Below are 16,847 nucleotides of genomic sequence, written 5' to 3' on the forward strand. Positions count from 1 at the left end.
CAGGATGACTACTCAAGAGCAAGCAAATCTTCCAGTGGATGAGGACGCTAGTCAACGCCAGTTTATAGGCAAGTGGGCAAGAGTTATTTTAGTAGCAACAATCATTTGGACCTTTTTCCAACTATATATGAGTAGTTATGGTGTAATGGATGCAATTAAGTTCCGAGCATGGCATCTAGGCTTTCTGTTAGTATTTAGTTTTTTGTTATATCCTAGCTCTAAAAAAAGTAAAGCCCGATTACAGCCTAGCAAAATAGATTTGGTGCTGGTCGCACTTTCTATTATTACAATAGGTTATCTCATTTTGACCTACGATACATTTATTAGAGATCGATATGGTGCGAACATCTTCATGGATTATATCATTGGTGGATTAGCGATTATTTTGTTATTTGAAGCGACTCGCCGTGTGACTGGCCTCTCTATGACGATCATAGCAGCCGTCTTTTTACTCTATAACTTTATCGGTTCTTATTTACCAGGAATGTTTGGGCATGCGGGCTTTAGTGTGGAACGGGTAATCTCGATTATGTTCTGGGGTGGTCAAGGTATCTTTGGGACCGCTATAGGTGTGTCAGCTACTTACATTTTTGTATTCGTCATGTTCGGGGCATTCCTGAAAAACAGTGGATTCTCTGATTTTATCAATGACTTAGCCTTAACGATTGCCGGTAGAACATCTGGGGGTCCAGCAAAGGTTGCGGTTATCGGAAGTGGATTAATGGGGATGATGAGCGGTTCAGCAGTAGGGAACGTTGTGACCACTGGAGCCGTAACAATCCCATTGATGAAGAAAACAGGTTACAAGCCAAAGTTTGCTGCAGCAGTTGAGGCAGTAGCCTCCACTGGTGGCCTTATTGCTCCGCCAATTATGGGAGCTGCCGGGTTCATCATGGCCGAGTTTCTAGGAGTCCCTTACAGTACAGTTATGCTGGCAGCCATTATCCCGGCAGTTTTGTATTATAGCGTACTGCTTATGGTCGTACATTTAGAGGCAAAACGTCTTGGATTGTCTGGTGTTGCAAAGGAAAATATTCCAAATGCTATTGTAGTTTTAAAGGAAAAAGGACACTTATTAATCCCGTTAGTCGTGTTAATAGCTACGTTAATGACTGGTGTTACACCACTCTTTGCAGCTATTTGGTCATTAATAGCTACGGTTATTGCTTCTTGGATTCGCAAAAGCACGAGAATGGGCTTTTCAGATATTCTACGTTCGATTGAAGAAGGAGCACGAGGAGCGGTTAATGTAGGTATCGCTACCGCAATTGTAGGGATTGTTATCGGAACGGTTACGTTATCGAGTATTGGTTTGACGATTGGTAACAACGTTCTGAACTTGGCTGGGGACAGCGTGTTGATCGCTGCAATTTTAACGATGGTGATCAGTATCATCCTTGGTATGGGAGTACCTGCAACGGCAGCATATATCATCGTGGCAACTATTTCCATTCCTATTCTTACTCGTATGGGAGTGCCACCTATTGCAGCCCATATGTTCGCCTTCTATTACGCAGCGCTATCTAGTATCACACCACCTGTTGCCTTAGCCTCGTATGCTGCAGCTGGGCTAGCGAAGGTCAATCCAAATGCGGTATCAATCGAGTCAGTGAGATTAGGGCTTGTCGCCTTTATCATTCCTTTTTACTTTTTGTTCAACCCACTATTGTTATTCGATGGGCATTCCGTTTGGGCAAGTATTGGTGCAGGTTTAATCGCGTTAATGGGTGGAGGTGCATTATCCATCGCTATAGCCGGATATTTGCTTGATCGGATTACTATAATAGAAAGACTACTATACGGTGCTGCAGGGTTACTTGTTATTGATACATCTGGTTTTACGGATTTAATCGGGTTTGCTATGCTATTGCTCCTTTTCTTGTTCCATCTACGGAAAGTAAAGGAAAGTGGAGTTAGTTTTAAGCTAGCACAAGCAAAAAAATAAAGTAAGAAACGAAGGGAGAGGTATGGAAATGATTCAACCGCTACATGATATTCGCGTCTTAGATTTGTCTCGAGTCTATGCTGCTCCTGCAGGGGCTATGACGCTAGGAGATTTAGGTGCTGATGTGATCAGAGTAGAACCACCTGGTGGATCGGATAGCATGAGAGAGTGGGGACCTTTTATAAATGGAGAGAGTACCTACTATTTATGTGCCAATCGAAATAAAAGGTCTATTACCCTCAATTTAAAATCAGTGGAAGGAAAAGAACAGTTTCTAAAACTAGTAGAGAAGTCGGATGTAGTCATTGAAAACTTTAAGACGGGAACGATGAAAAAACTTGGATTAGATTACGAGATTTTAAAAAACAGAAATCCTAAAATCATTTATTGTGCAGTAACCGGCTTTGGTCAGACAGGTCCTCTTGGCACGCTTCCAGGCTTCGATCCAGTCGTGCAGGCTATGAGCGGTTTAATGGATGTAACGGGTCAGCCGGACGGAGAGCCAACAAAGGTAGGTATCCCAATTGCGGATATTATTACTTCAGGATACGTGGCGTTAAGTATTGTTTCGGCTATTCGTCAAAGAGACATGACTGGCGAAGGACAGTTTATAGATTTGTCGCTATTAGATGTACAGGTCGCAAGCATGGCCAATGTTGCAAGCGCCTACCTTAACACTGGGATGGTATCCGAAAGAAAAGGAAACCAACATAATAACGTCACTCCGTATCAGGTATTCCAAACAGAGGACTACCCAATTATGATCTGTGCCGGAAATGATGGTCTGTTTCGAAAGCTAGCAGACGCGATGGGACACCCCGAATGGGGAGTAGATACTCGATTCGTGTCAAACAACGATCGGAAGCAGCATGAAGGTGAATTGGTAGGGTTAATTGAAGGGGTTTTAATTACTAAGTCATCCGAGGAATGGGTAACTATATTATCCGATGCAAAAGTGCCAGTAGGTCGAGTGAACACGATTCAACAGGCGCTAGAGCAGGAGCAGATTTTGGATAGAGAAGGTGTTGAAACCGTAGAACACCCAGCGGGACCAATTAAGCTTTTAGCAAGTCCGCTCAAGCATAGCGGCTTAAACGTGAAAACAAGATACGCTCCTCCTACAATTGGCCAACATACGGAGGAGGTTTTAGATGAGCTATTAGGAAATAAGGTAATAGAAGATTCATTCACTGCTAAAAATAAGGTAATATGAAGGGAACAGGTATGAAAGAGGTGCTTCCCTTGGAGAATGAAACAAACAAAAGCAAATATTCTATGTCATCTATCCACCGGGTTATACAAGTGCTAAGAGCTTTCTCACTAGACTATCCCAAGTTATCACTCACCGAAATATCCAAGCATACGGACATTTCAGTCTCTAGTTTGCAAAGAATAGTGAGCACATTAATGTCGGAGGGATTTTTAGTAAGAGACGAGCAAACAAAGCAATATTCGTTAGGCCTAGAGCTAATGTTCCTAGGAGAGCTCGCAGCTAAAAGTGATGCTCTTCTATCAAAAGCAATCCCGATCATGGAAAAGCTAAACGAACAAACGAAAGAAAATATTTCTATTAATATAATAGAAAGAAACGAGCGTCGGTGCATTTATAACTTGCCGAGCCGTCATGAGCTAGCAGCACTTACCTTTGTTGGTCATACGTCGCCACTTTATGCAGGCGCATCCGCCAAAATACTTTTAGCACACCAATCAGATTCCTATTTAAGAGATTACTTAGAAACAGTAAACTTCGAAAAGATTACTGATATTACTGTAGAAACAAAAGAAGAGCTGCTAGAACAGCTATCACTTATTCGTCAACAAGGCTATGCCATGACTAAGGGAGAAAGAGTGAAGGGAGCGGTTTCCGTCAGTGTCCCAATCATCGCACATGGACAAATTTTGCTCGGTGCCCTCTCAGTGACTTACCCTTATATTCGCCAGGAAGAATATGATGACGAGCAGTTGATTCAGTTGTTGAAGGATGCTGCTGGGCGGATTGTTTGAGGAAGTGCGTCTTTTTGTCTGTCCCTGTGTCAGACACAATTCACTACTGGTTCCCGCTAACAATAAAAGGATGGAGTGACTGACGTCGCTCCATCCTTTTATTAATATAGTTTTCCTTGTCGATACAGTACAGTAGACAAACGAATTACCGCATGGATAAAGCAGTTTTGGCGAAGCGGTAATGGGTCGCTGAAGTATAGTGGGAGCAGCGTATCCATCGTGTGTTTCATTTTATCGAGAAGCTGGTTGTAGACTTCTTCCTCTGAGTAAAACTGGGTTTCGCGTCCTTGTAGCCATTCTAGATAGGATACGATTACCCCGCCGGCATTGGCTAAAATGTCGGGTATGATAATGACGCCCTTTTGGCTCAAGTATTGATCTGCATCCTTTGTCGTTGGGGCATTTGCGCCTTCTACAATAATTCGTGCTTTAATCTCGGCTTTATTCGTTGCGTTTAATTGATTTTCTAAAGCAGCCAGGAATAAAACATCCACATCCATCGTTAGAATTTCTTCTCTACTCAAGATAGTCGCTGTGACTCCAGCTTCTTTTAGCTGTTGCTCTGACGTTGGTAGGTCACCCTTGTTCCCGGCAGAGAATTGGACAAGTGACTGGATATCTAAGCCTTCTTTATTAAAGAGTGTTACATTTCTATCGCTTACAGCAACGACTTTATTTTGTAAGTGTTCGCATTTAGCAGCCTCGAGTGCAGTGACTGAGCCAACGTTACCAAACCCTTGGACAGCAACACTTAATGGTCGGTTGGCGTGTTCCATTAACGTTTTAGCGTAAGGATTATCGGAGCCTGCTAACGTTTGCCCGTGCTCCTTGGCATAATTGCTTAGCATATAGCGGAAGGTGAAATAAACCCCTTTACCCGTTGCCTCACGTCGTCCTAAAGACCCTCCATTGGCGACACTTTTTCCCGTAAAGCTGCCGAGATAAGGCTGCCCTTGGTTAATTTTTTTGTATTCAGCCATCATCCAGTCCATTTCACGCTCACCAGAACCAACATCTGGTGCTGGAATATCACGGTCGGGGCCAAGTACATGATTAAAATAACGAACGTATTTCGTACAAATACGATGTAGCTCCTTATCGGTGAAGTTTTTAGGATCAATAACGATTCCGCCTTTTCCTCCCCCAAATGGCACATCATGCAAAGCGTTTTTTAACGTCATCAAAAACGCTAAGTTAATAACCTCTTCCTCATTAACCGACTCATGAAAACGAATCCCACCTTTATAAGGTCCAAGGGCATCATTATGATGCACCCGATAAGAAGGAATTCGAACGACCTCTCCACTTTCGAGCGGGACACGCAGGAAGGACTTATGTATCTGATTCGGCGTTGATAAAATCGCATTCAACGAAGTAAAGGCCTTTGTCCGCATTTCACCCTGTAACTCTGGCAAAAATGTCTCGTTCTCCAATAGTGCATTCAGTGACTGTTTTACAATAGATATCGTTTGCTCTTCCACTAATTCCAGCACCTCCAAATAATTGTTCATCGTTGTTAGTTATACCCTAAAGTTTTGGGAAAAAACGTAGGAAATGTAATTAATGATCTAGCTTTCATAACTATTTTTGAGAGCAATTTATTGGTATGATTTGTTTTAATTAGACTAATAAAAAGGAGCCTTACTAATGAATCTAAATAACTTTCAAGAAAGATTAAACCAAGAAATATTACAGCGAGGCTTTAACTATTATAGGGAAAATCGGGTTATGAAGAGCTATAACGAGGATAATTTTATAGTACAAGGCAGTGAAGATTATGAAGTTATTGTCAAAGTAGACGAAACAGGTAATATAACTTATTCGGCATGCGATTGTCCTTACGATTTTGGACCTATTTGCAAGCATGAGGCTGCTGTTTATTTTAAACTAATGGAAGCTGAATATGAAGGTGAAATGGTGGGGAAGAAAAAGCCCGCTGTCTTTGAATTGTTAAATGATTTATCTAAAGAGGAACTGGTAGAAATATTAATGGATATGACAAAGCAAGATCCAAAGTTTGGTGAAAAATTAGTCTTCAAATACGCGAAAGTGAATGAGATAAATTTGTTAGATCAGTGTAAAAAGCTGGTGTCTTCTATTGTTAAAGAGCATAAAGGGAGAGAAGGTTATATCTCTCGACGAAATGCGTATGCATTTGTTGTAGCCTTCGAAGAGCTTATGGAGAAGATTCGAGATACAGAGGACGCATTATTAGCTATCGATATTGGATTGCTCGTGCTAGATGAAGGGATGAAGGCGTTTCAATATGTTGATGATTCGGACGGGGATATTGGTTATCTCGTAGACGAAACGATAGGACTAATCGGGAAGCGTGCAATGGCATGCAATCCGTTAGATTTGGATTTAAGAATAGAGATATTTAACAAGCTGTTGAAGCATGGAGATCGACGTATATTTGAAGGATGGGAAAATTTTAAATTGAAATTACTCGAAATCTGCGAGGAATTTTCGGATATAGAAGTCGTGAGGAAAAAGTACAGAGCCAAATTGGAAAAGTTGATAAAAGAAGAGTCAGACGATGCGTACTCGAATTATTATAAGGAAAGTCTTCTTCAGTTATTATGGATTTTAATGGTAAAATACGATTCTGAAGAGGAAAAGGCTTCTTTTATTCAAGAAAATATTCATTATAAATTCTTTCGACAGCTATTGATAAATCAGCATATGGAAAAGAAAAATTATGAGCGAGTGATAGATCTTGCTTTGGAGGGAGAAAAGCAGGACCAAAAGCTCCGAGGTTTAGTGATACATTGGAAGAAGGAGCGATACGGAGCTTATAAAGAGCTTTCACTTCAAAAAGAGCAGAAGAAGCTTGCGAAAGAGCTATTGCTGTCCGGTGACTTTGAATATTATAAAGAGTTAAAAGAGCTTGCCCAAGACGACACATTTTATAATTCTCTAATCAATGAATTAAAGGCTTCCGAAGGGTGGAATGCAAGGGAAGTATACTTGAAAATTATCCTCGAAGAAAACGATTTAGAGGAGTTATTGCATTATGTGAAGCAATCTCCAAGCCAGCTAGAAAGCTATGCTGATCAGCTAGCGGAAAAATATCCAGAGGACGTTATAGAAATTTATCAAAATTATATACATGCCACCGCAAAATCAGCTACGGACAGAAAGCGATACAAAGGCGTATGTAAAATAATTAAGAGATACAAAAAGTATGCTGGTGAGGAAAAACAAGCAGAGCTAATCCAGCAATTAAGCACCGAGTATGCAAAAAGGCCAGCATTTATAGATGAGCTCGGCAAGCTATAAGCAACAATAAGTCGATGAAAGAGAATCATTCTCTTACATCGGCTTTTTTATTGAGTTGAATTTTGTCCTCCTTCCATTATACATATGACAACTAGTTGAAGACCAAACTACGAAAAACAGCTTTATGATTGATTTCTGTTTATGTGTGCTTTTAGCGTAATAGACTTTTTGTAACAAAACAACTGGATTAATGGGCGCTTTCTCCTTGGTTAATGGGACACTTTTTGATTTTTGTGTGCTCGATTTAGTTAATGGGACACTTTCTTCATTTTATGGGACATTTCTACTTGATTAATGGGCGCTTTCCGCATAGTTAATGGGACACTTTTGGACTTCTAATGGGCACTTTTGCGGTTTATGGGCGTTTATCTTTCATTTATGGTGCACTCTTAGTATATTTATGGGCACTTTCAGGTGTTAAATGGGACACTTCTTAACTGTTATGTACCACTGTCATAATTTTAGGTGCGAATCTCCAGTTTAGGTGAGGTTATCTCTGATTTAGGTGCCACTTTGAAAGTTTTACGTGCGCAGCTTCAGTTTAGGTGACACATTCATAATTTTAGGTGACAAATAGCTCCGTTTAGGTGCGGTTATCCTGACACTTCAACAATTTTAACCGTCCCCAAATCTCTCTATTCACACCATATCTTTTTACCGATTTTTCATTAAATTCACAATATATTTAATTCATTTTTAGAAAGTTTACAATACCTTTACATTCAGTTAATAGAAGGTTAAGAAATTAGCCTTATGATGGAGAGTAGATAGAAGTCTATAACTTTTGGAGGTTGTCCATGTTATTTAAAAAAGCGATTGTTTCTCTCGTGATTCCGTTTGCGTTGTTAGCTGGCTGTGGAGGTAATGATTCGGGGCAGGGTAATGGCGATAAGCAGACGATTTCTATATCTGGGTCTACTTCGGTTGGTCCTTTGGCAGAGAAGTTGGCGATGAAGTATGAGGAAACGGAATCGGTCAAAATAGAGGTAAACCAGATTGGTTCGTCAGCTGGTATTACCAATGCAACAAATGGTGTTTCGGAAATTGGGATGAGCTCTCGTGATTTAAAGGATGAGGAAGCGGCTCAATTAGAAGAAATTATCATTGCTTATGATGGGATTGTTATTGTGACGCACCCATCAAATAAGGTGGAAAACTTAACGATGGAACAGGTGAAGCAGATTTTCACTGGTAAGGTGAAGAACTGGAAGGAGCTTGGCGGGGAAGACTTAGAAATCGTAGTTGTTTCGCGTGAGGACGGCTCTGGTTCTCGTGATGCGTTCCAGGAAATTGTCGGCTATTCCTCTGGGGAATTGATTCGAAATGCGATTGTTGCTAGTGGGAACGGTAATATCAAGACAACAGTGGCAACAAATAAGCACGCAGTTGGCTTTATTTCCTTTGAATATATCGATGAAACGATCTACCCGATGAAGATTAATGGCATAGAGCCGACCGCACAAAACGTGCTGGACGAAAAGTACAGTCTTTCAAGACCATTCTTATTCGTTTATAAGGAAGGCGAACTAACAGCGGCTGGTCAGCAATTTATCGATTATATTTTAAATCCTGAAGGACAGGAAATAGTTTCGGAGGCTGGGGCTATCCCTATTCTTCAATAAAATCCGTTGAAATTACATAATGGGAGGAACTTGCGTGACTACACCACCAAACGAAAAGCAAACCGTTGAAATAGAAAAAGCGAACAAACGCAAGTATTTTCTAGAAGGTTTATCTGCAAAGGTTTTCCTTGCTTGCGCCTTATTATCGGTAATCAGTTTAGCGTTAATAGTAGGTTTTGTATTTTATAAAGGATCCTATCCGTTTATAGCAGAGGGCTATAGCTTTATAGACTTTATATTCGGCTCGGACTGGGTTCCTAGTGAGGATAAATTCGGTATTTTCCCAATGATCGTGGCTTCTCTATTCGCGACAATTGGTGCATTAATCATTGGAGTTCCAATTGGCTTGTTCACCGCGATTTTCTTAGCAGAGATCGCACCTAAATGGCTAGCTAAATTAATTTCTCCAGCTATTCAGCTTTTAGCTGGGATCCCTTCCGTATTATACGGGGTATTTGGACTGGCGATTATCGTTCCATTTTTACAGGACAATTTTGGCTTAGCGAGAGGGCAAAGCTTGCTAGCTGTCATTCTTGTGCTAGCCATTATGATGCTTCCTACGATTGTAACGGTAGCAGAGACTTCAATACGTGCTGTACCTAAGGCATACACAGAGGGCTCTTTAGCGCTTGGTGTATCTCATATTGGGACAATTTTTAAAGTAATTGTTCCTGCTGCAAAGTCTGGAATTATGGCAGCGATCGTCCTTGGATTAGGACGAGCTATCGGAGAGACGATGGCGGTTATATTGGTTGCGGGGAACAGCTTGATCATCCCTACAAGCCTTACAGACAGTGTTCGACCGTTGACTACGAATATTGCTTTAGAGATGGGATATGCGTTTGGAACTCATCAGGAAATGTTATTTGCAACGGGGATCGTTTTATTCTCCTTCATTCTAATTTTAAATTTCGTACTAGCTAGAATTACAGCAAGAGGAGGCAACTGATATGAATAGGGTAAAGGATAATGTTTTACGTGGCCTCTTATGGTTTTCCGCTTTTATATCGGTTGCCATTCTCGTTGTCATTGTTGGTTATATTTTTTATAAAGGCTTTCGATTAATCAGTTTCGATTTTATATTCGGCGATTACTCTCCAACTGAGGGCGGGGGCATCTGGCCGATGATCGTCACGACGATTTATTCGATTATTATCTCACTGGCTATTGCTACACCAATTGGTATTTTAGCAGCCGTGTATTTACACGAATATGCAAAGCAAGGTCGACTAGTGAAAATTATTCGCTATGCAACTGAAAGTTTAACAGGGATTCCCTCTATCATTTATGGATTGTTTGGTGCGGTATTCTTTGTGGCAACGTTAAAGCTTGGTATGTCTATTATCGCGGCATCCCTGACATTAACGATTATCGTTTTACCAGTCATTATCCGAACGACGGAAGAGGCATTAAAGACGGTACCTAACACGTATCGAGAAGGCTCTCTAGCACTCGGGACGACGAAGCTACAAACGCTTTATAAAATTATTTTGCCAAGTGCGATGCCAGGGATTTTGTCAGGTATTATTCTTTCCATCGGACGTATCGTGGGAGAATCAGCAGCAATCTTCTTAACAGCAGGAACAGTTGCGGCGATGCCAGATAGTATTTTCTCTTCAGCACGAACGTTAACAGTACATTCGTACTTAGTTACACAGGAAACGGGAAATATTGAATTGGCAGCAGCCATTGGTATTGTCCTTATCGTGATCATCTTAGTCCTTAACTTGTCTGCAACGTATATATCGAAGAAATTCAATAAGGCAAATCATTAAACGAAGGAGACCAATATGAAGAAAATACTTTCTAAATCTACCGCTGAAAGCTATGGTGCAATTACAACTACGGAGCAATCAAAAATTAATGTGTACGACCTGAATTTATTCTACGGGGAGAAGCAGGCGTTATATGGTGTTTCCTTAGGTATCCAGGAGAAAGAAGTAACTGCATTGATTGGCCCTTCCGGCTGTGGTAAATCCACATTCCTACGTACGTTAAATCGTATGAATGATTTAATCGATGGAGTGAAAATCACTGGGAGAATTGTTATTGACGAGGAAGATATATATGCAAGTCAGGACGTTATCAAGCTACGCACAAAGGTAGGAATGGTGTTCCAGAAGCCGAACCTGTTCCCGATGAGCATTTTTGATAATGTAGCTTATGGACCACGTATGCAAGGCATTAAAAGCAAGAAGGATTTAAATGAGATCGTCGAAGAAAGTCTTCGTGGGGCTGCGATTTGGGACGAAGTGAAGGACAGATTAAAAACGTCTGCTTTAGGACTTTCCGGTGGACAGCAGCAGCGTGTGTGTATCGCCCGTGCGATTGCCATGAAGCCAGATGTGATTTTAATGGACGAGCCAACTTCTGCACTAGATCCAATTTCAACGCTTAAGGTAGAAGAGCTTATCACACAAATGAAAAAAGATTACACGATTGTGATTGTGACACATAATATGCAGCAGGCAGCTAGAATCTCTGATAAAACAGCATTTTTCTTAAATGGGGAAGTCATCGAGTACGATCAAACAGACATTATCTTTTCAACACCAAGTGACTCTCGAACAGAAGATTATATTACTGGTCGTTTCGGATAATAAGATGGGAGACGGAAAATGATACGCGAAAACTTTGAAAATAACATGCAGGAGCTAGAAAACAAGCTAGCTGAAATGGTAAGAATTACAGAGGAGCAGCTAGAATGCTCCTATCAAGCATTAGAAACGCAGGACATCGAGCTTGCTTTAAAGACAATTGAAAAAGACAATACGATCGATGACATGGAAAAGGAAATAAACCAGATGGCTATTTGGTTTATCTCCAAAGAACAGCCGCTTGCTCGTGACTTACGCCGAATTATTGGCGTGCTGAAAATATCAAGCGACATCGAGCGCATCGCTGACTTTGCAGTTAACATCTCCAAGGCAACTATTAAAATTGGAGAGCGCGAATCCCTGTTACACATGACAAAGCTTGAGCCGATGAAGACTGTATCCATTACTATGCTACAAAAATCGTTGAAGTCGTTTGTTGATGAAGACATTGCGCTTGCTAAGGAAGTAGCCGACCTTGATGACCAGGTTGATGCAAATAGCAGAGCTAACTACCAAAATCTCATTCAATATTTAAGCGAACATCCCGAGGACACAGCCCAGCTTGTCCAGCTCCTATTCATCAACCGTTTCTTAGAACGCACAGCCGATCACATCACCAACATAGCAGAAAGCACCGCTTATCTGATTAAAGGTCGGATGTATGATTTTAACTAACATTGTATCGCCTCCGAAAATTGCTTCGGAGGCTTTCTTGTAAAAGTAATCCGTTTTCAATTAGTAAGAGCATTTCTGGAGACGGTTTTGAAAGTTATCACCGTTCACAGAGATTTATCACCGTTCAGCGAGAGTTTATCACCGTTCGCAGAGATTTATCACCGTTCGTGAGACATTTATCACCGGTAGGAAGAAATAAGGTAGCTCGCAGGAATAAAAAATGAACAAAAAGAAACATTTAGTAGAAAATGCACGTCCTTTTAATTAGTAAAAGCGCTTGTTAGATCACGTGCAGGTTTTATTTCCAAAATGAAGAGTTTAACTTTTAGTTGATAAAACTATAGATTGGAATATGATATAATAGTGTAGGCTTTATGTGAGGATATTCACTAAGAGTACAACTTTAAGTGTTTGGATAACATAAGAGCATATAGATTTTGGATATTACAAAGGAGGAAGACGTAAGTGAGTTTAAAATATGCAATTATCGGGTGTGGACGAATCTCTCCTAATCATGTTGCTGCAGCTATAGAAAATAATTTAAATATTGTGGCTTTATGTGATGTGGACGAGAGCAAAATGGATGCAACTATTTCCATGTTTGAGCTACCAGAAACAGTGAAGAAATATACGGATTACAAGGAAATGCTTCAGCAGGAATCTCCTGAGCTAATCGGGATTTGTACAGAAAGCGGAAAGCATGCACAAATCGCTTTAGATTGTATCGAGCATGGTAGCAATCTAATTATCGAGAAGCCAATCGCTTTATCTTTAGAGGAAGCAGATCAAATCATCGCTTTAGCTAAAGAGAAAAACGTTAAAGTAAGTGCTTGTCACCAAAACCGCTTTAACAAATCTGTTCAAAAAATGAGAGAAGCTGTGGAAGAAGGTCGCTTTGGTCGATTACTTCACGGTACTGCTCATATCCGTTGGAACCGTGGGGAAGATTACTATACACAAGCTCCATGGCGCGGTACTTGGGAGCAAGATGGCGGCGCGTTGATGAACCAATGTATACATAATATTGACTTGTTACGTTGGATGATGGGCGACGAAATCGTAGAGGTTGTTGGAATGACGGACAATCTAATGCACGGCTTCATCGAGGCGGAAGACCTTGGTATGGCGCTAGTTCGCTTTAAAAATGGAAGCTACGGAATTATCGAAGGTACAACGAATATCTTCCCTAAAAACCTAGAAGAAACACTTTATGTGTTTGGTGAAGAAGGTACTGTTAAAATCGGTGGTAAGTCTGTTAACATCATTGAAGAGTGGATGTTTGCTGATGACAAAGATAACTCTGAAGAAGTAAAAGCAAAATACTACGAAAATCCACCATCCGTTTATGGATTTGGACACAACCCACTATATACAGATGTGATCGATGCGATTAAAAACGACAGAGATCCTTATGTAACAGCAGTGGACGGTAGAAATGCACTTGAGTTAGTATTAGCTATTTATAAATCAGCTGCAGAAGGTAAAAGTGTTAAGCTTCCATTGGAAAAATGTAGCACAATGGACTTTGCAGGAAGATTTTCAAAATAAATATATTTAAGCAGCCGGAGTTTAACTTCGGTTGCTTTTTTTAATTAAAAATAGAATAAAATACCTTTTTTCCACCGAAACATTTATAATAGAGATATTATTGTTTAGACAGAAAGAAGGGGAGCCTTTGTCTTCTATTAATGAGCAACTATACGATTATTTAATTGAAAATTCTCCATATATTACACAGCAATGGCTGGAGGAAAAAAGAAATTTTACAGATCCTTTTTATTCTAATAACTCTAATCCTCTACAAGACGAATTATTGAGGGAACAAAATGCCCTAACTATTAGGACAGTCGCTACCGCGTTTTGGAATGAGAATTCCTTCTCCGATCTTTTAAAAACTTGGGCTGAAACAGTTGCCAAAAATAGAGTGGAAAATGATATAGCCATTCATCATGTTATAGAAGCACTTAACAAAACGAGAGAGATCATTTGGAGCTATGTCGAACGTTTTGTCCATGCAAAAGAGAAGGAAATTTCCAATGCAAATATAATCAAATGGAGCACGACGTATAATCAATCGTTTGACCGTTTGATTTTTGAGTTCTCCAAGCGCTATTATTATCTTTTTACTACTCGGTTCAATGCTCAACAAACATTAATCCGTGAATTGAGCAGCCCAATTATACCTATATTAGAAAAGGTTGGTGTATTGCCAATCGTTGGGGACGTGGATACATATCGAGCAAAGGCTCTAACTGATGAAATTCCACAAAAGTGTATAGAACTTGGATTAGATAAGCTATTTATTGATATTTCTGGAGTTTCAATAATTGACACAATGGTTGCCAATGAACTGTATAAGTTTATGGAGGTTTTAAGCTTACTAGGAATTCGTCCTTATATTTCGGGCATCCGCCCAGAGGTTGCGCATACATCTGTTCAGCTAGGGCTGGACTTCGGTAAAATTTCTACTTTTAGCTCGTTAAAGCAAGCATTGCTTCGTACGGGCGTCTATAAAAATATGTAAGATTAATAGCAGCTAGAGCTATGGCTTTAGTTGCTTTTTTGATAAGAAAAGCTTTAAAGGTGAGGTTATATGTCGAAAATTTGGTCGTATTTAGCAGTGGTTTTATGGATGGGGTTAATCTTCTTTTTCTCCAGTCAACCAGCTGATGACTCAAAGGAATTAAGCACAGGGGTAACAGAGGTAATTTTATCAGTGGTGGAAGCTGTTGCTCCGGAGTCGGATTTATTTGTTGATAATTTACATCATTTCGTACGAAAGAATGCACATTTTCTTATTTATTTTGTATTGGGAATATTGGTTGTCCGAGCTTTCCGGGTAAGTGAGATTCGCGGTAAAAAAAGTATGTTATTAGCCTTGGCCACTTGCATTGTATATGCCGTTAGTGACGAGATTCATCAGTTGTTCGTACCTGGAAGGGGAGCGCAGGTAAAGGATGTTATGATCGATAGTACTGGCGCTTTTGCTGGAATCATAATATATAGTTGGCTAAAGGGTTTGCAGAGGAGTTCAAAAGCATAGGATTTGGGGTGGTTAATATTTCACAGGGAAAAGTTGAAATTCAAAAATACATAGATTCTCCAGAGGAAATACAGCGACTATATAAAAGAACGCTGTGGATTGTCGTTTTGTCACAGGTTTTTGGAGGAGCGGGGTTGGCAGCTGGGATAACCGTGGGGGCGTTGATCGCCCAGGATATGCTAGGGACTGATAGCTATGCAGGTATACCTACTGCCTTGTTCACGTTAGGGTCAGCTGGAGCGGCGTTGATGGTTGGAAGAATGTCACAGCGTTATGGTAGAAGGTATGGCTTGTCAGGAGGATTTATAGTCGGTGGTATTGGTGCCATTGGGGTGGTTGCTGCTGCTATGACTGACAGTATCATTTTGCTGTTTGCCTCCTTGTTAATATATGGTGCAGGGTCAGCGACAAATTTGCAGGCAAGATATGCCGGGACAGATTTAGCCACTGCCAAGCAACGAGGTACAGCAATTAGTATTGCGATGGTATCGACCACATTAGGGGCGTTTGCGGGTCCAAATTTAGTAGGGGTTATGGGAGAGTTTGCTGAGTCTATCGGGGTTCCATCTCTTGCTGGGCCATTTATATTGGCGGCAGCTGCCTATTTATTGGCTGGAACAATTCTTTGGGTTTTATTGCGACCAGATCCGTTAGTAATTTCGACTGCTATTAATAAGCAGGTGGAACAGGATACTTCAAGTGTGGAAGAGGAAATAGAGGATAGGAGAGGTATTTTCATCGGGGCTGCCGTTATGGTCATCACTCAGGTCGTGATGGTTTCCATTATGACAATGACTCCCGTGCATATGAGGCATCATGGACATGACTTGAACGCAGTCGGTCTTGTCATTGGCTTTCATGTGGCTGCGATGTATTTACCCTCACTTGTTACTGGGATCCTAGTTGATCGTTTTGGTCGTGTGGCAATCGCGGTTGCTTCTGGATTTACACTGCTGGGTGCAGGGTTAGTGGCAGCATTTGCACCAGGTGACTCGTTGGGCATGCTTATTGTGGCGCTTGCTTTACTCGGGCTAGGCTGGAATTTCGGTTTGATCAGCAGTACAGCTTTGATTGTCGACTCCACCGTACCTGCGACGCGGGCGAAGAGACAAGGGTCGATTGACGTGTGGGTAGCGCTCGCTGGAGTTTCGGGTGGCGGCTTGTCAGGTGTGATTGCGGCTCAAACTAGCTATATGACGCTATCGTTAGTAGCCGGGATTTTGTCGTTCCTACTCATAGTTGGCTTATGTAAGGTTCCGGGTAGAGCCTGGAGATTTTCTTGGAAGAACTGAATGGGTAATTGAGCTGTCTTGTTAGGTGAGTTTTACACCTAGGGAGGCAGTTTTTTTGTGTTTTACGACAATCAGAGTGTAGATTACGACAATGACGGGCTAATTTACGACAATCACCGAGTATTTTACGACAATCGAGCTCTAGTTTACGACAATCACCCCGTAGATTACTACAATCCCCATAAACATAAATCCTCACGCTTCCCATAGCCCGATATTACTTGGTCCATTACTTTTTGATTCATCTATTTATTATGAGATGCCCAAAAATTCGACTTGTTTTGTAGAAAGAATCCTATTTGGTTGTACATCCTATTTAAAATCTCCCTTTACTCTATATTGTTTCTGTTTAACAAAAAAAGAACGGAAGCGTGGGTGATATGAGCG

The 16,847-nt window shown here is 40.8% G+C and carries 14 protein-coding genes; 13 read left to right on the forward strand and 1 reads right to left on the reverse strand.

The genetic code is table 11. The features are described 5' to 3' along the window. Positions 1–4 precede the first annotated feature (4 nt). The 3 genes from NSQ95_RS03965 to NSQ95_RS03975 are packed head-to-tail and all read left to right on the forward strand — an operon-like array spanning position 5 to position 3,949. Positions 5–1,945: a TRAP transporter permease gene (locus NSQ95_RS03965; RefSeq protein WP_342560352.1), complete on the forward strand. Its 1,941-nt coding sequence runs from the start codon at positions 5–7 to the stop codon at positions 1,943–1,945. Positions 1,946–1,973: 28 nt separating this feature from the next. Further along, complete coding sequence (locus NSQ95_RS03970) at positions 1,974–3,158, forward strand: CoA transferase (RefSeq protein ID WP_342560353.1); 1,185 nt, start codon at positions 1,974–1,976, stop codon at positions 3,156–3,158. 29 nt (positions 3,159–3,187) lie between these two features. Then, on the forward strand, positions 3,188–3,949 hold the full coding sequence (locus NSQ95_RS03975) for an IclR family transcriptional regulator (protein ID WP_342560354.1): 762 nt from the start codon (positions 3,188–3,190) through the stop codon (positions 3,947–3,949). 101 nt (positions 3,950–4,050) lie between these two features. Here the strand turns inward: NSQ95_RS03975 and NSQ95_RS03980 are convergent, their stop codons facing one another. Further along, positions 4,051–5,430 carry a Glu/Leu/Phe/Val dehydrogenase gene (locus tag NSQ95_RS03980; RefSeq protein ID WP_342560786.1) on the reverse strand — a complete coding sequence of 460 codons (1,380 nt, stop codon included), beginning with the start codon at positions 5,428–5,430 and terminating at the stop codon, positions 4,051–4,053. Between the two features lie 166 nt (positions 5,431–5,596). Here NSQ95_RS03980 and NSQ95_RS03985 point away from each other — a divergent pair, with 166 nt between their 5' ends. The 10 genes from NSQ95_RS03985 to NSQ95_RS04030 all read left to right on the forward strand — a co-directional run bounded on the left by NSQ95_RS03985 (position 5,597) and on the right by NSQ95_RS04030 (position 16,460). Continuing rightward, the gene (locus NSQ95_RS03985) at positions 5,597–7,231 is read left to right on the forward strand and encodes a hypothetical protein (RefSeq protein ID WP_342560355.1); all 1,635 of its coding nucleotides are present in this window, start codon (positions 5,597–5,599) and stop codon (positions 7,229–7,231) included. 797 nt (positions 7,232–8,028) lie between these two features. Then, the gene (locus NSQ95_RS03990) at positions 8,029–8,853 is read left to right on the forward strand and encodes a phosphate ABC transporter substrate-binding protein (RefSeq protein WP_342560356.1); all 825 of its coding nucleotides are present in this window, start codon (positions 8,029–8,031) and stop codon (positions 8,851–8,853) included. 34 nt (positions 8,854–8,887) lie between these two features. Then, positions 8,888–9,802, forward strand: coding sequence for a phosphate ABC transporter permease subunit PstC (pstC, locus tag NSQ95_RS03995; RefSeq protein WP_340885089.1), 915 nt, complete (start codon positions 8,888–8,890; stop codon positions 9,800–9,802). Position 9,803: 1 nt separating this feature from the next. Then, on the forward strand, positions 9,804–10,628 hold the full coding sequence (gene pstA, locus NSQ95_RS04000) for a phosphate ABC transporter permease PstA (RefSeq protein ID WP_340885087.1): 825 nt from the start codon (positions 9,804–9,806) through the stop codon (positions 10,626–10,628). A 15-nt stretch (positions 10,629–10,643) separates the two neighbouring features. Next, complete coding sequence (gene pstB, locus NSQ95_RS04005; protein WP_340885085.1) at positions 10,644–11,453, forward strand: phosphate ABC transporter ATP-binding protein PstB; 810 nt, start codon at positions 10,644–10,646, stop codon at positions 11,451–11,453. An 18-nt stretch (positions 11,454–11,471) separates the two neighbouring features. Further along, positions 11,472–12,125: a phosphate signaling complex protein PhoU gene (phoU, locus tag NSQ95_RS04010; protein ID WP_340885082.1), complete on the forward strand. Its 654-nt coding sequence runs from the start codon at positions 11,472–11,474 to the stop codon at positions 12,123–12,125. A 465-nt stretch (positions 12,126–12,590) separates the two neighbouring features. Then, complete coding sequence (locus NSQ95_RS04015) at positions 12,591–13,673, forward strand: Gfo/Idh/MocA family oxidoreductase (protein WP_169361322.1); 1,083 nt, start codon at positions 12,591–12,593, stop codon at positions 13,671–13,673. Between the two features lie 127 nt (positions 13,674–13,800). Beyond that, positions 13,801–14,649: an STAS domain-containing protein gene (locus NSQ95_RS04020; RefSeq protein ID WP_340885079.1), complete on the forward strand. Its 849-nt coding sequence runs from the start codon at positions 13,801–13,803 to the stop codon at positions 14,647–14,649. 69 nt (positions 14,650–14,718) lie between these two features. After that, on the forward strand, positions 14,719–15,168 hold the full coding sequence (locus NSQ95_RS04025; protein WP_340885076.1) for a VanZ family protein: 450 nt from the start codon (positions 14,719–14,721) through the stop codon (positions 15,166–15,168). Continuing rightward, on the forward strand, positions 15,165–16,460 hold the full coding sequence (locus tag NSQ95_RS04030; RefSeq protein ID WP_340886081.1) for an MFS transporter: 1,296 nt from the start codon (positions 15,165–15,167) through the stop codon (positions 16,458–16,460). Before NSQ95_RS04025 ends, NSQ95_RS04030 begins: the two co-directional genes overlap by 4 nt. The last annotated feature ends 387 nt before the right edge of the window (positions 16,461–16,847 follow it).

Origin of the sequence: Psychrobacillus sp. FSL W7-1457, assembly GCF_038593405.1 — a bacterium.
GTDB lineage: Bacteria > Bacillota > Bacilli > Bacillales_A > Planococcaceae > Psychrobacillus.